The following is a 14493-nucleotide window of genomic DNA, read 5'->3' on the forward strand; positions in this document are numbered from 1 at the left end:
CGGGCGGTCGCCTGCGGGCCGCTCGGGCGGCGGACTTGCCACACGTGCCGACACCCGGTGCGAGGGCGGTCCCGGGGACGCGTCGCCACCGTATGGTGAACCGTCACTTGTGTCCGCTCCGAGGGGAACTGATGGTGCGCCGTACAAGGATCGCCCGACTCACCGCCGCCTGGGCGTCGGCCCTGCTGCTCTGCGCCGGACTCTCCCCGGCGGCCTCCGCCGCCCCGGAGACGGCGGGCCCGGCCTCCGCCGCGGCCCGGCTCGACGCCTACTGGACACCGGCCAGGACCGCGGCGGCCCTGTCCGCCTCCGCCGCGCAGGGCGCCGGTTCCGGACGGGCCGCCCCCACCGCGGTGGACGGACCGCGGCCCGGTGAGCACATCCCGTCCAGCCGGAGCTTCACCGGCATCCCGCAGGCGGGGACGTTCTTCTGGACCGACTCCACCGGCACCGGCCGCACGTGCAGCGGCTCCGTGGTGCACAGCCCCGGCCGCTCGCTCGTGCTCAGCGCCGGGCACTGCCTGAAGGGCTACTCGGGCGCCTCACCGAAGCGGCATCTGGCCTTCGTCCCGCAGTTCCACGACGGAGTGAAGCCCTTCGGCGTCTTCCCGGTCCGCGACAACGGTGTCTACGTCCCCCGGCAGTACTACGATCTGGGCGCGCAGGCCGGGGCCGAGTACGACTTCGCCTTCGCCGTCACCGGGCCCAACGAGGACGGGACCACGCTGGAGGACGCGGTCGGGGCGGTGCGGCTGCTCACCGGCACCGGGTACGAGCACGCCCCGGTGCGCATGATCGGATATCCGGCGGGGGCCGAGCGGCCGCTGGAGTGCTGGAGCCGGACGACGGCCTGGGTGAGCGACGATCCGGCCGAACCCGGCACCTTCCCGCGCATCCCGTGCGACGCGTTCGTGGGCGGCACCAGCGGCGGGCCGATGCTGGTGCCGTGGTTCGGCGGCTGGGCGGTGGTCGGCGTGATCGGCGGCTACCACACCGGCGGGAACACCTCGCAGGTCTCCTACAGCGCCGTCTTCGGCCCCGCCACCCGCGCGCTCTACCGCGACGCGACGACCGGCGCCGCGCCCGCGGGCCCGTCGTCCTGAGCGGACCGCCGAACGGCCCGCGGGCGGCACCGGTCCCTCACCGGCGAGGGTGTCGTCGTCGAGCGCGATGCCGAGGCGGCCGAGGACGAGCGCCACCACGGGCGCCATCCCGGCGCCCTCGCCCGCGTGCGCGGCGAGGGCCGCCTCCACCCGGTCCCACCAGGGCCCGGTCCGCTCGGGCCGGATGTGCTCGGCACCGGGCTCGAAGTTCTCCACGCACGCGCCGTCGCGCCAGTACTGGAAGATGTCGATGCCGTCGGTGGTCGCCACGCTGTAGGTCTCGGTGTCCCGGGACAGCGCGGCGAGCGGTTCCTTCCAGGAGCCGATAGGGAGAGGTGCCACGTCACGCGGTGTCCGCCCGGACCGCGCCCCCGGGCAGTGCGGGACGTCCGCCGTGCGGGTGCGGGAGCCCGCCACCGACCGCGGCCCCCGCGCACTTCCCCCGTCCGCACACCGGCCGTCAGCCGCTCGGAGGCAGGCTGTGACAGCCCGGCGGTGTGCGCCGCCTGTCAGACGTCAGTGGCCGGCGGAGCACCGGCGAACTCCTCGGCGAGCAGGCGCCTGAGGACCTTGCCGCTGGGGCCGAGGGGCAGCGCGGTGACGAACTCGACGCGGCGCGGGTACTTGTAGGCGGCGATGCGCTGCCTGCTCCAGGCGATGATGTCCGCCGCCAGACGGCCGTCCGGTGCGCTTCCCGGGCGCGGGACGACCACGGCGCACACCTCCTGGCCCAGCCGGGGGTCGGGCACACCGACCACCGCGGACTGGGCCACCGCGGGATGGGCGGCGAGCAGATCCTCCACCTCGCGCGGATAGACGTTGTAACCGCCGCGCACGATGGTGTCCTTGGTCCGGTCGACGACGGTCAGGCGCCCGTCCTCGTCCAGCACGCCGAGGTCGCCGGTGCGCAGCCAGCCGTCGACGACGGCGGCCCGGGTCGCCGCGGGGTCGTCGAGGTAGCCCGCCATGACGTTGTGGCCGCGCACCACGATCTCGCCGGTCTCGCCCGCCGCCAGCGCCTCGATCCGCTCCGCGGTGCCCGGCCGGGCGATCCGCACCTCGACGCCGCGGATGGGATGTCCCACGGTGCCGGGCACCCGGGGGCGGCCGGGGTGGTTGTAGGCGACGCACGGGGACGCCTCGGTCAGACCGTAGCCCTCGTGGACCGGGCAGCCGAAGACGGCCTCGAAGTCCTCCAGGACCCGGGCGGGCAGCGCCGATCCGCCGCAGTAGGCCCGGTCCAGGGCGGGGCGCCGGCCGCCGTCGCGCACCGCCTGGAGCAGCGCCACGTACATCGTCGGCACCCCCATGAGGACGGTGCAGCGCTCGGCGGTCATCAGGTCGAGCGCCGCGTGCGCGTCGAAGCGGGGCATCAGCACGAGCCGCGCCCCGGCGCGCAGGCCCGTGCCCATGACGCAGACCTGCCCGAAGGTGTGGAAGAGCGGCAGGCACCCCAGCACCACGTCGTCGGGGCGCATCGCGAACGGCGCGAGCATCGTCGTGTCGATGTTCAGCACCAGGTTGAGATGACTGATCATGACGCCCTTGGGGCGGCCCGTGGTGCCGGAGGTGTAGAGCACGACGGCGATGTCGTCCGGGGCGCGCGGCACGGCGGCGTCCAACGGGGTTGATTGTGCCGCGAGTTCGTCGAGGGACGGGGACCGGCCGGGGGCCGCCGTCGTGAGCAGCGGTACGCCCGCCGCCCGCGCCGCCGGCTCCCCCTCCGGCAGCAGCGAGCCCTCGCAGAGCAGCGCCCGCGCGCCCGAGTGCCGCAGGATGTAGGTGATCTCCGCCGTCCTCAGCAGGGCGTTCACCGGTACGACGGTGGCACCGGCGGCGAGCACTCCGTAGTACGCCTTCGGGAAGCGGGCCGTGTTGGACAGCAGCAGGGCCACGCGGTCGCCCGGTCCGATGCCCTGCCCGCGCAGCGCAGCGGCATGGCGCAGGGCGTCCTGCCACAGCGCGCCGTAGCCGAGGCGGGTGCCGTCGGCGACCAGTGCGACGGCATCGGGCCACTGCCGGGCCGATTCTCCGAGGACATGGGCCGCCGAGAGGGTCGCGCCGCCCGTCATCAACGGCCGCCCGCCGCCGGAGGAGCCGGGCACGCCGGGCACGAATTCTTCACTTTTCCGGTACCGCGACCGCCGAATTCCGGATATCCGGGAAAAGAATCTTCATCTGCGGGGGCGGCTTCACATTCGGTCATCGGCACTCCGCTTCGAACGGTGTCAGGAGCGGGCAACGCACACTGTGCAAGTGACGCGGCGCATCCTACGATGGCCCGCGCCGGTTGGGAAGCGACAGGGAGTGGGCCCGGACATGTCGGACTACATCGATTTCTTCGCTCGTCTCGCCGAGGAAACAGCCGCGCGCAAAAGGGAGTTCCTCCAGCTCGGCCGCATCGCCGGTCGATTCCCCGCCGCCACCACCGCACACCATGGCGAAATCGCGGTCTGGTGCAGCAACGACTATCTGGGTATGGGGCAGCATCCGGAGGTCCTGGCCGCGATGAAGCGCGCCGTCGACGAATACGGAGCGGGGTCCGGCGGATCACGCAACATAGGCGGCACGAACCACTATCACGTCGCTCTCGAAGCAGAACTCGCCGCGCTGCACGGAAAGGAGGACGCGGTGCTGTTCACCTCCGGATATTCGGCGAACGAGGGGGCGCTGTCCGTCCTCGCCGGGCGTATCGACGACTGCGCCGTCTTCTCCGACCGGCTGAACCACGCGTCGATCATCGACGGACTGCGGCACAGCGGGGCCGAGAAGTTCATCTTCCGGCACAACGACCGCGCGCATCTGGAGGAGTTGCTGTCCTCGGTGGCCCCGGAGCGGCCGAAACTCGTCGTCACCGAGTCGGTGCACTCGATGCGCGGGGACATCGCCCCGCTGGCCGGTGTCGCGGAGGCCGCCGAGCGGCACGGCGCGGTGACCTTCCTCGACGAGGTGCACGCGGTCGGCATGTACGGGCCCGAGGGCGCGGGGATCGCCGCGCGGGAGGGCCTCGCCGGCTCCTTCACCCTGGTGATGGGCACGCTCGCCAAGGGGTTCGGCATGACCGGCGGCTATGTGGCCGGGCCCACCGTGCTGCTGGACGCGGTCCGCGCGTACGCCCGTTCCTTCGTCTTCACCACCGCGCTGCCCCCGGCGGTCGCGGCGGGCGCCCTGGCCGCCGTACGCCATCTGCGCGGCAGTACACGGGAGCGGGAGCGGCTCGCCGTCAACGCCCGGCTGCTGCACGCCCTGTTGCGCGAGCGGGGCATCCCGTTCCTGTCCGACCGCACGCACATCGTGTCGGCCCTGGTGGGCGAGGACCGGCTGTGCAAGCGGATGTCGGCCCTGCTGCTGGAGCGGCACGGCATCTATGTGCAGGCGGTCGACGCGCCGAGTGTCCCGGCCGGCGAGGAGATCCTGCGCATCGCGCCGTCCGCGGTGCACGAGCCGGACGAGGTACGGGAGTTCGCGGCCGCCCTGGACACCGTCTGGTCCGAGCTGGACGCCCCGCGCGACAGCGCGGAGCGCGAGGTCGCCCGGCTGCCGTGAGCGGCCCACCCGTCACCGGCCGCCGCGGCCGCCGGACCAGACGCGCCGCATCTCGGGCGACGCGGCGAGGACGTCCTCCAGGGTCCCGGCCGCCTCGACCCGCCCGTCCCTGAGCACCACCACGCGGTCCGCCGCGCGCAGCAGCGCGGGCCGGTGCGTCACGGCGAGCACGGTCGCCCGCCGCTCCAGCAGCCGCTGCCACAGCAGGTGTTCGGTGTCCGGGTCGAGGGCGCTGGAGACGTCGTCGAGGATCAGGAGCTGGGGGCTGCGGGCCAGCATGCGGGCCACGGCGACCCGTTGCAGCTGGCCGCCGGAGAGCCGCAGCCCGCGTGGTCCCACGACGGTGTCCGGGCCGTCGCGCATCGCGGCCAGGTCGGGGCCCAGGACGGCGGTGCGCACCGCGCCGGACAGCACCGCGCCGTCGTCGTCGGCGGTGCCGAGCAGCACGTTGTCGCGGACCGAGCCGCTGAACAGCCGGGGCGCCTGCGGGGTGTAGCCGCAGCGCGGGGCGACCAGGAACGCGGAGGGGTCGGCGACCGGTTCGCCGTTCCACAGCACGGTGCCGCGCTCGCACGGCAGGAGTCCGAGGACGGCCCGCAGCAGCGTGGTCTTCCCCGCGCCGACACCGCCGGTCACGACGGTCACACCGTGCCGCACGACGCTCAGGTCGACGTCGTGGACGCCGTGCCCGGTGCCGGGGTGGCGGGCGGTGAGCCCGCGCACGGTCAGCTCGCGCAGCGGCGGGTGCGGGTCCGGGTCCGGGGCCGGATCAGGACCGGCCTTCCGGACGGGGGCGCCGGGTCCGGCCTCCCCGGGCGGGTCGTGCGGCGCCCCGCCGAGGAACCCGGCGATCCTGCCGAGCGCCACGGAGACCCGTTGCAGCCGGACCGAGAGGATGCCGATGGACGCCAGAGCCTCCGCGAGGATCTGGAGGTAGAACATGAACAGCGCCAGGTCGCCCACGCTGAACGCCCCGTGGTCCGCCCGGCCCGAGGTGAGCAGCAGGACGACGCCGACGCCGACCGGTGCGGCGTTGGCGATCACCGTGCGCTGCACACCGGCGAAGAGTTCCTCGCGCACCGCGGCTCGGGCGCGCGCGTCGTCGAGCCGCCTGATGTGCGCGGCCACATGCTCCTCGGCGGCGGCGGCCTGCACCGCGCGTACGTTGCCGACCGCTTCGCGCAGGGCTCCGGCGACCTGGGCTGAGGCGGTGCGGGTGGCCCGCCGGTAGCGCAGGAAGCGGCCGTGGACGGCGCCCGTCACCGCCGTGATCAGGACGAGCAGGACGAGCAGGGCGCAGGTGACGACGGCGTCGATGCGCATCATGAGGGTGACCGAGGCGATCACGAACAGCCAGTGGGCGAGGTTGGTGGGGGCCCAGGCGACGAAGAAGCCGGTCTCGTCCACGTCCTCGCCGACCGCCCGCAGCGTCTCCCCCGGCGCGGTGGTGGCGGCGGCTCCCGGCCGGCGCAGCGCGGAGCCCAGCAGCTCGCGGCGCAGCCGGGCCGTGGTGCCGTACTGCACGCGCGGCTCCAGCCGGTTGATCATCACGGCGAACTGGAGGCACAGGCGGGCCGTCTCGACGGCGGCCACCCAGGCGATCAGGAGCCACACCCCGTCGCCGCGGTCGAAGCCGTCGAACAGGCGCTGGAAGAGGAGGCCGACCGCCAGGGTGCCGGCCCGCAGCAGCACCCACAGGCCGGTCAGGGTCCAGTAGGCGGCGGCCGAACCGCGCAGTGCGGCGGCGAGGCGGCGCAGCGTGGAGCGGGTGCCGCCGTCCGGCGGGGGTCCGGTGGCGGGCGCGGGCGACGGTGGCGCGGTGGCCTCGGTGGCGGCGGAGGAGGCAGCAGGGGTGTCGGTGGTGTCCATCGTGTCGTCGGATTCCTCAGTGTCCTCGGATTCCTCGGCGTTCTCGGGGGCGTCGGCGGCACTCATCCGGCGCGCAGCAGTCCGTGGAAGCGGGAGGTCGGATCGGCGGCCAGGGCGGTGCGGCGGCCGTCCTCGACGACGGCGCCCTCGTCCAGGACGAGGATGCGGTCGACCTGGCCGAGCGCGTGCGGCCGGTGCTGGACCACCACGGCGGTGCGGCCGGTCAGCAGGCGTTCCAGGGCGGGCAGCAGCAGCGCCTCGGTGTGCGGGTCGAGGCGGGCGGTGGGCTCGTCCAGCAGCACCAGGGCCGGATCGCGCAGGAACACCCGGGCCAGGGACAGCAGTTGCTCCTCTCCGGCGGACATGCCGCGGGCGCCGGTGCCGAGCACGGTGTCGAGCCCGTCGGGCAGGGCCCGCCACCAGTCGGTGAGTCCGGCCTCCCGGAGCGCGTCCCGCACCCGCCCGTCGTCGACGGCGGGGTCGAAGAAGGTCAGGTTGTCCCGGAGGCTGGCGTGGAAGACCTGCACCTCCTGGGTGACCAGGGCGACCCGGCGGCGCAGTACGCCCGCATCGAGGGTGCGCACGTCCGCGCCGCCGACGCGGGCGGCGCCCCGCTCGGGGTGGTGGAGCGCGAACAGCAGCCGCAGGACACTGGACTTGCCGCTCCCAGTGCGGCCGACGATGCCGAGCCGCTCGCCGGGTTCCAGCCGGAAGGAGACCTCCCGCAGCGCGGGCTCGCCCGGTTCGTAGGAGAAGGTCACCCGGTCGAGGGCGGCGGTGAGGGGTCCCGGCGGCAGCGCCGTGGCGTCGGGGTGCGCCGGGGGCCGCCGGGGCAGCAGGTCCCGCAGCCTGCGTACGCAGACGGCGGCCTCCTCCAGGTCCTGGAAGCGGGTGGTGATCGCGAGCAGCGGGCGGCGCAGCAGCATGGCGTAGGAGAGCGCGGCGAAGGCGGTGCCGGTGGTGAGGCGGCCCGCGGAGTGCAGCCACACGCTGACGGCGAGGGCGAGGACGACGCTGACCGTCGACAGGCCCTGGACCGTGGCGGGCCGGCGCACGGACACGCGCGCCGCGTCGCGGGCCCGCCGGTACAGCTCGGCCTGCCGCCGTTCCAGGTCGGCCAGGGTGGCGTCACAGGCGCCGTTGACGCGCAGGTCCTCGGCGGCGGCGAGGCGTTCCTCCAGGAAGCCGAGGAGTTCGGCGGAGGACTGGCGGCGGGCGGCGACGAACGGCATGGCCCGGCCGACCAGGCGGCGCAGCAGGACGAGCGTACCGGCGGCGACGGGCGCGAAGACCAGGGCGAGACGCCAGTCGAGCAGGAAGAGCGCGGCGAGGATGCCGCCCACCAGCAGGGCCTGCGCGGCGACTTCGAGGAGCAGTGCGGACATCACGGAGGCGAGGCGGGTGACGTCCGAGTCGATCCGGTCGACGAGTTCACCGGGCGGGAAGCGCTGGTAGAAGCGTGCGGAGCGGCGCAGGCTGTGCGCGACGAGGTCGGCCCGGAGCCGGTTGGTGGCGCGCCAGGCCAGGCGGGAGGCCAGCGCGTCGGCGCCGATGGTCGCGGCGAGCAGGGCGACCGCGGCGGCCAGGTACCACAGGGAGACGGTGAGCAGTGCCTGGGCGGGCCGCTGGGTGAGCGCGCTGTCGACGAAGCGGCGCAGCAGGTAGGGGGCGGCCAGTTGGAGGACGACGCCGAGCGGCACGAGCACCGCGAGCAGCAGGACGGCCGGGCGTTCGCCGCGCAGATAGCGGATCAGCGGGGACAGCTGCCGTAACGGACTGGCTGCCAAAGCGGTCCTCCCCCTTCGCCGGGCGGCGGAAGGCCCCAGGATAAAGTCCGGCCCGCGCATTGGGAATCACGCCGTACGGTGGAATGCGGACCGTTGCTGCGGTTTCGGCGCACTGCTAGACTCCACGGGTCTTCCGGACCAATTGATCGCGAATGATCGCGTTCGGCAGCGGGGCGGGCCGACTGTTTTCGGTCACAATTCCTTGGCCCTGTGTCTTTTCCGGGGGCGTCCGAGGTCCCATGGTGACGGCCGTCCGCGCCCGGGGCCGGCGCCGGTACGGAGCACCGCCTTGAACAATCGGGTTCGTTCGACGCGAGGGGGATTTCTCATGCCGTGTGACGCGCGGGACACGGACGGTGCGTCCGGGAACGTTCCGGGACCCGCCGGGAAAGTGGTGGTCACGGGTGCGGCCGGTTTCATCGGTGCACATCTTGTGGAGGATCTCCGGCGCGGTGGTGCACATGTCGTGGGTATTGATCGAAAAGCCTCCTGGACCGGGCGTGAAATTCCGCCGACCGCGGCGGCGGGTGCGCTGAGCGCGGTCCACGCCGATCTCGCCTTCGCCGATCTCTCGTCCTGTCTCGAGAACGCCTCAGTGGTCTTCCACTTGGCCGCCTTACCGGGTGTGCGGCCGTCCTGGACGCAATTCCCGGAGTACTTGCACTGCAATGTGCTGGCCACCCAGCGCCTCATGGACGCGTGTGTGCGCGCCGGGGTGCCGCGGGTGGTCATGGCGTCCTCGTCGAGCGTGTACGGCGGTGCCGAGGGCCGGATGAGCGAGGACGACCTGCCGCGTCCGCTGTCCCCCTACGGGGTCACCAAGCTGGCCGCCGAGCGGCTGGCGCTGGCCTTCGCCGCGCGCCGCGACACCGCGCTCAGCGTCGGCGCGCTGCGCTTCTTCACCGTGTACGGCCCCGGGCAGCGGCCCGACATGTTCATCTCCCGGGTGATCGGTGCCGCCCTGGAGGGACGGCCCGTCGAGGTGTACGGCGACGGCACCCAGGTACGCGACTTCGTGTACGTCCTCGACATCGTGCGCGCGCTGACCCTGGCGGCCGCCTCCCCCGACCGGTGCAGCACCGTGCTGAACGTGGGCACGGGCAGCGCCTCCTCGGTCAACGAGATCCTCGCGCTCACCGGTGAACTGACCGGGGCGCGGCTCGATGTGCGCTACGGCGCGGCCCGGATCGGGGACGTGCGGTGCACCACCGCGGACGTCGGCCGGGCCGAGCGGCTGCTCGGGTTCACCGCGCGCACCCCGCTGCGGACCGGGCTCGCCACCCAGGTCGAGTGGGCCCGGCACGCCCTCGCCGCACCGCCGCCCGCACCCCCCGCACCGGCCGCCGGGACGTCCGGGCCGGGCGGCCGCACCGGGACGACGCCCACCGACCGGTCGTAGCCGGTATGTGCGGCTTCGTGGGATTCAGCGACACCGGCGGCGGACAGGACGCGTCCCTGGCCACGGCCCGGCGGATGCTGGCCGCCGTCGCGCACCGCGGCCCGGACGGGTCGAGCTGGTGCCACCACCGGGGGGTGACCTTCGCACACTGCGCTCTGACCTTCGTCGACCCCGGGCAGGGCCGCCAGCCGCTGCGCTCGGCCGGCGGCTCGACCGTGCTGGTCCTCAACGGGGAGATCTACAACCACCCGGAGCTGCGCCGTGAACTGCGGGCGGACGGCGTCCGGTTGCGCACCGGAAGCGACACCGAGGTCCTGGTCGAGCTGTACGAGCGGCACGGCACGGCCGTACTGGAGCGGCTGCGCGGCATGTACGCGTTCGCGCTGCACGACGCGCGGACGTCGACGACCGTGCTGGCCCGCGACCCGATGGGCAAGAAGCCGCTCTACTACACCCGGGTGCCGGGCGGAGTGGCCTTCGCCTCCGAACTGACCGCGCTGCTGCGCCATCCGGCCGCCCCGCGCACCCCGGACCCGGCCGCCCTGGCCGGGTACCTCACCTTCCAGGCGTTCTGCGCTCCCGGCTCGGCGGTGTCCGGCGTGCACAAGGTGCGCCCCGGCCATTTTGTGACGGTCAGTCAGGGCAAGCTCGTGGAGACGGAGTTCTGGCGGCCGCGGCTCGGTGCGGGGCCACGGGTGCCGGTGCGGCAGGCCGCCGACCGGTTCGAGGAGCTGTTCCGGACGGCCGTGGCCCGCCGGGTCACCAGCACCGAACGGCGCCTGGGCGTGCTGCTCAGCGGCGGCCTGGACTCCAGCGCGGTGGCGGCGGTGGCCCAGCAGCTCTCCCCCGGCCGCCCGGTGCCGACGTTCAGCGCGGGCTTCGCCGACCGGGACTTCGACGAGAGCGGCCACGCCCGCGCGGTCGCCCGCCATCTGGGCACCGAGCACCACACGGTCCGCGTCACCGGCCGCGACCTGGCCGATGTGGTGGAGTCCGAGTACGCGGCGGCCGACGAGCCGCTGGCCGATCCCTCGCTGCTGCCGACCCGTATCGTGTGCCGGGCCGCCCGGCAGCAGGTGCGCGGGGTGCTCACCGGCGACGGCGCGGACGAACTCCTCCTCGGCTACCGCTACTTCCAGGCCGAGCGGACCATCGAGGTGCTGCTGCGGCTGATGCCGGCGCACCGGCTCCAGGCGCTGCTGGGCGCGCTCGTACGGGTGCTGCCCGCCCGGACGGGCAACCTCCCCGCCACGGCGGCGCTGCGGCTGCTGGCCCGGGGGCTGGACGCGGCGCCCGAGCACCGCTTCTACCTGTCCACGGCGCCCTTCCGGCCGGACGAGTCGGCCGCGCTGCTCACGCCGGACGCCCGCGCCGCCGCCCTGGCCGGGCCCGATCCGTTCGCCGAGATCTCCCGGCTGCTCCAGGGGCAGGACGGCCTCAGCGGTGTGCAGCGCAGCCAGCTCGCCGTGTTCGCGCACTTCCTGCGGGACACCATCCTCACCAAGACCGACCGCGGCGGCATGCGCAGCGCCCTGGAGGTGCGCGCGCCCTTCCTCGACCTGGATCTGGTCGAGTACGGCAACTCCCTGCCGACCGCGCTGAAGCTGCGCCGCCTGACCGGCAAGTACCTGCTGCGCCGGGTGGCGTCCGCGTGGCTGCCCGAGTCCATCGTGCACCGCACCAAACTGGGCTTCCGCGCCCCGCTGGCGGCCCTGCTGCGCGAGGAGCTGCGCCCGCTGCTGCTGGACACCCTCGCGCCGGCCGCGCTGCGTGCCGACGGCCTGTTCGACGCGGAGGCCGTGCGCGTCCTGACCGACGACCATCTGAGCGGCCGGCGCGACACCTCGCGCAAGCTGTGGGCCCTGCTGGTCCACCAGCTCTGGTACCGCGGCCGGGCCGCCGCCCCGCCCGCACCCCTCGCCCTCACCGAGGAGACCCACCGTGCACCCTGACCGCCCGACCATCCAGGTGCTCTCCCCCCGGACCTGGGGGGAGTTCGGCAACTACCTCGCCGCCACCCGCTTCTCCCGGGCGCTGCGCACCGCCGTCGAGGCGGAGACCGCCCTGCTGGAGGCGGAGCCGATCCTGCCCTGGCTCGGCGAGGCCGGCGCGGAGATCCGCACCATCTCGCTGACCAGCCCGGACGCCGCGACCCGCACCGAGCGCTACATGGGCCTCATGGGGCGCCTCCAGGAGCGATTCCCGGCCGGGTTCGAGGCCGCTCCCACGCCCGCGCAGCGCGCCGCGATCGCCCCGCTCACCGCACATCTGGCGCGGACCGCGCCGGACGTCGTGGTCGGCACCAAGGGCTTCGTGGCGAGGCTGTGCGTGGCCGCCGTACGGCTGTCCGGGGTGCGCACCCGCGTGGTCAGCCACGTCACCAACCCGGGGCTGCTCCAACTGCCCCTGCACCGCAGCCCGTACCCGGACCTGACCCTGGTCGGGTTCGACTGGGCCCGCGACCGGCTGCTGGCCGACTGCGGCGGCGACCCCGCCCGGGTGCGGGTGGTCGGCCCGCTGGTCGCCCAGCACGACCTGCGCGACTTCATGACCGCGGGGGCCGCCCAGGAGACGGGCGGCCCGGAGGCGCCCTGGGGCGGCGACGACGATCCGGAGCGGCCCCGGCTGATCGTCTTCTGCAACCGGGGCGGCGACATCTATCCGGAACTGGTGCGGCACATCGCGGACACCCACCCGGACACCGACCTCGTCTTCGTCGGCTACGACGACCCCGGCCTCGCCCACCGGGCCGCCGCCGGGGCCGCCCGGCTCGCGCACTGGCGCTTCCACAGCCGGCTGACCCAGACCCAGTACTTCGACTACATCGACCGCGCCGCCCGCTCCCCGCACGGCCTGCTCATCTCCAAGGCGGGCCCCAACACCACCCTGGAGGCGGCCTACTTCGGCATCCCGGTGCTGATGCTGGAGTCGGGCCTGCCGATGGAGCGGTGGGTGCCGGGGCTGATCCACGAGCACGGCCTGGGCCGCGCCTGCGCCGGACCCGAGGAACTGCTGCGCACCGTCGACGACTGGCTCGCCCGGCCCGCCGCCATCGAGGCGCACAAGAAGGCGGCCGTCTCCTTCGCGGAGTCCGTCCTCGACCAGGACGCGGTGACCGCCCGGATCGGGGACGCGGTGCGGCCCCTGCTGGAGGCACGGTGAAACCCCTGCTCAGGCTGGTGGCCGGACCCGACGGGGTGCGCGCCGAGGGCGACAAGGAGGTCCGGCTCGGGCATGTGCTGGACGGCGATCCACTGGCCGACGGGCCGCCGCCCGAAGGCGTCTTCGCCGCCTGGAGCTGGGACGGCGAGCGGCTGCGCGCCCGCAACGACCGGTTCGGCGTCCATCCGCTGTACTACCGCGCCGGCGCCGACTCCCTGGCCCTGTCGCCCGACCCGCTCGCCCTGCTCGTCCCCGGGGAGCCCGCCGCGCTGGACCACGACGCCCTGGCCGTCTTCGTCCGCCTCGGCTTCTTCCTGGGCGAGGACACGCCTTTCGCCGCCGTCCGGGCGCTGCCGCCCGCCGCCACCCTGACCTGGTCGGACGGCGGGCTGCGCGTCCGCTCGGCGGCGCCCCCGCCGCCCGGCCCCGCCGCGATGACCCGCGACGAGGCCGTGGACGGGTTCGTCGACCTCTTCCGCGCCGCCGTGGCCCGGCGGCTGCCCGAGGAGCCCTACGACCTCCCGCTGAGCGGCGGCCGGGACTCCCGGCACATCCTGCTCGAACTGTGCCGGCAGGGCGCGCCTCCCCGGCTCTGCGTCAGCGGCGCCAAGTTCCCGCCCGACCCGGGCGCCGACGCCCGGGTGGCCGGCGAACTCGCCGCCCGGCTCGGTCTGCCGCACCGCGTCCTGCCCCGGCCCCGCTCCCAGTTCCGCGCCGAGCTGACCGCGAACCCGGGCCAGGGCATGGGCACCCTCGACGGCGCCTGGACGCTGCCGCTGCTGGCCTTTCTGCGCCGCCGCGGCGGCCTGTCCTACGACGGGCTCGGCGGCGGCGAGCTGGCGCAGAACCCGAGCATCGCGCTGATCCGGGAGAACCCCTACGATCCGGCCGCGCTGCCGGAACTCGCCGACCGGCTGCTGGCGGCGGGCCGCACCGGCGCCCATGTCGAGCACCTGCTCGGACCGCGCACCGCCCGGCTGTGGAGCAGGGCGCGCGCCCGCGACCGGCTGGCCGCGGAACTCGCCCGGCACGCCCCGGCCGCCTTCCCGCTGGGCTCCTTCTTCTTCCACAACCGCACCCGGCGCTCCATCGCGCTGGCCCCCTTCGCGCTCGGCGGCGACCGGCTCCTGATCCACACCCCCTACCTCGACCACGCCCTGGTGGACCATCTGTCCTCGGTGCCGCACCCGCACCAGATCGACGGCACGCTGCACGACCGGGCGCTGCTGCGCGCCTTCCCGGAGCACGCCGGTCTCGGCTTCGCCTCCGCCGTGCCGCAGCGGCACGGGCCGTCGCTGGTGGCGCACCGGCTGGCGTACCTCGCGCGGCTGCTGGGCCACACGGTGTGGGCCGAGCCGGGCTGGCGGCGCGGCGGGGACCGGGTCCTGCCGCGGCTGCTGGCCGCCGGGCGCGGGCCCGGCGCGCCCAGACGGGTCAGCCGCCTCCAGCCGCTGGCCCTGTACCTGCTCCAGCTGGAGTCCCTGGCGTCCGGACACGCGCCCGGGGCCTCCTGAACCCCCGCACACCCTGCTCACCCCAGCACACCCCGGCTCTCCTCTGCTCTGCCTGCTCTCCCTGCTCTGCCTGCGCTTCCCGCCGTTCCTGCACCGCGCCCGCCGAGCGGACG

Annotated in this window: 9 protein-coding genes; 6 read left to right on the forward strand and 3 right to left on the reverse strand. The window is 74.6% G+C overall.

Translation table 11 applies throughout. The features are described 5' to 3' along the window. Nucleotides 1–131 precede the first annotated feature (131 nt). Nucleotides 132–1103, forward strand: coding sequence for a trypsin-like serine peptidase (locus ACWDYF_RS20735; protein WP_389464843.1), 972 nt, complete (start codon nt 132–134; stop codon nt 1101–1103). A 509-nt stretch (nt 1104–1612) separates the two neighbouring features. Here ACWDYF_RS20735 and ACWDYF_RS20740 read toward each other — a convergent pair. Then, nucleotides 1613–3175, reverse strand: coding sequence for a long-chain-fatty-acid--CoA ligase (locus ACWDYF_RS20740; protein WP_389465118.1), 1563 nt, complete (start codon nt 3173–3175; stop codon nt 1613–1615). 247 nt (nt 3176–3422) lie between these two features. Between ACWDYF_RS20740 and hemA the strand changes: the two genes are divergently transcribed. Then, nucleotides 3423–4649 (forward strand): 5-aminolevulinate synthase, encoded by a 1227-nt coding sequence (gene hemA / locus ACWDYF_RS20745; RefSeq protein ID WP_389464841.1) that lies wholly within the window; start codon nt 3423–3425, stop codon nt 4647–4649. A gap of 12 nt (nt 4650–4661) precedes the next feature. Here hemA and ACWDYF_RS20750 read toward each other — a convergent pair whose 3' ends face one another. Beyond that, complete coding sequence (locus ACWDYF_RS20750; protein WP_389464839.1) at nt 4662–6584, reverse strand: ATP-binding cassette domain-containing protein; 1923 nt, start codon at nt 6582–6584, stop codon at nt 4662–4664. Next, nucleotides 6581–8305, reverse strand: coding sequence for an ABC transporter ATP-binding protein (locus tag ACWDYF_RS20755; RefSeq protein WP_381744367.1), 1725 nt, complete (start codon nt 8303–8305; stop codon nt 6581–6583). The genes ACWDYF_RS20750 and ACWDYF_RS20755 overlap by 4 nt, the downstream gene beginning before the upstream one ends. Nucleotides 8306–8633: 328 nt before the next feature. Here ACWDYF_RS20755 and ACWDYF_RS20760 point away from each other — a divergent pair, with 328 nt between their 5' ends. From ACWDYF_RS20760 to ACWDYF_RS20775, 4 genes are read left to right on the forward strand one after another with little or no spacing between them, the layout of a single operon-like run. After that, the gene (locus ACWDYF_RS20760; protein ID WP_389464835.1) at nt 8634–9704 is read left to right on the forward strand and encodes an NAD-dependent epimerase/dehydratase family protein; all 1071 of its coding nucleotides are present in this window, start codon (nt 8634–8636) and stop codon (nt 9702–9704) included. A gap of 17 nt (nt 9705–9721) precedes the next feature. Then, on the forward strand, nt 9722–11656 hold the full coding sequence (gene asnB, locus ACWDYF_RS20765) for an asparagine synthase (glutamine-hydrolyzing) (RefSeq protein WP_389464832.1): 1935 nt from the start codon (nt 9722–9724) through the stop codon (nt 11654–11656). Further along, nucleotides 11646–12866: a glycosyltransferase family protein gene (locus tag ACWDYF_RS20770; RefSeq protein WP_389464829.1), complete on the forward strand. Its 1221-nt coding sequence runs from the start codon at nt 11646–11648 to the stop codon at nt 12864–12866. The genes asnB and ACWDYF_RS20770 overlap by 11 nt, the downstream gene beginning before the upstream one ends. Continuing rightward, complete coding sequence (locus ACWDYF_RS20775) at nt 12863–14380, forward strand: asparagine synthetase B family protein (RefSeq protein WP_389464826.1); 1518 nt, start codon at nt 12863–12865, stop codon at nt 14378–14380. The genes ACWDYF_RS20770 and ACWDYF_RS20775 overlap by 4 nt, the downstream gene beginning before the upstream one ends. Nucleotides 14381–14493 lie beyond the last annotated feature (113 nt).

The sequence above is a fragment of the Streptomyces sp. NPDC003284 genome, assembly GCF_053589675.1.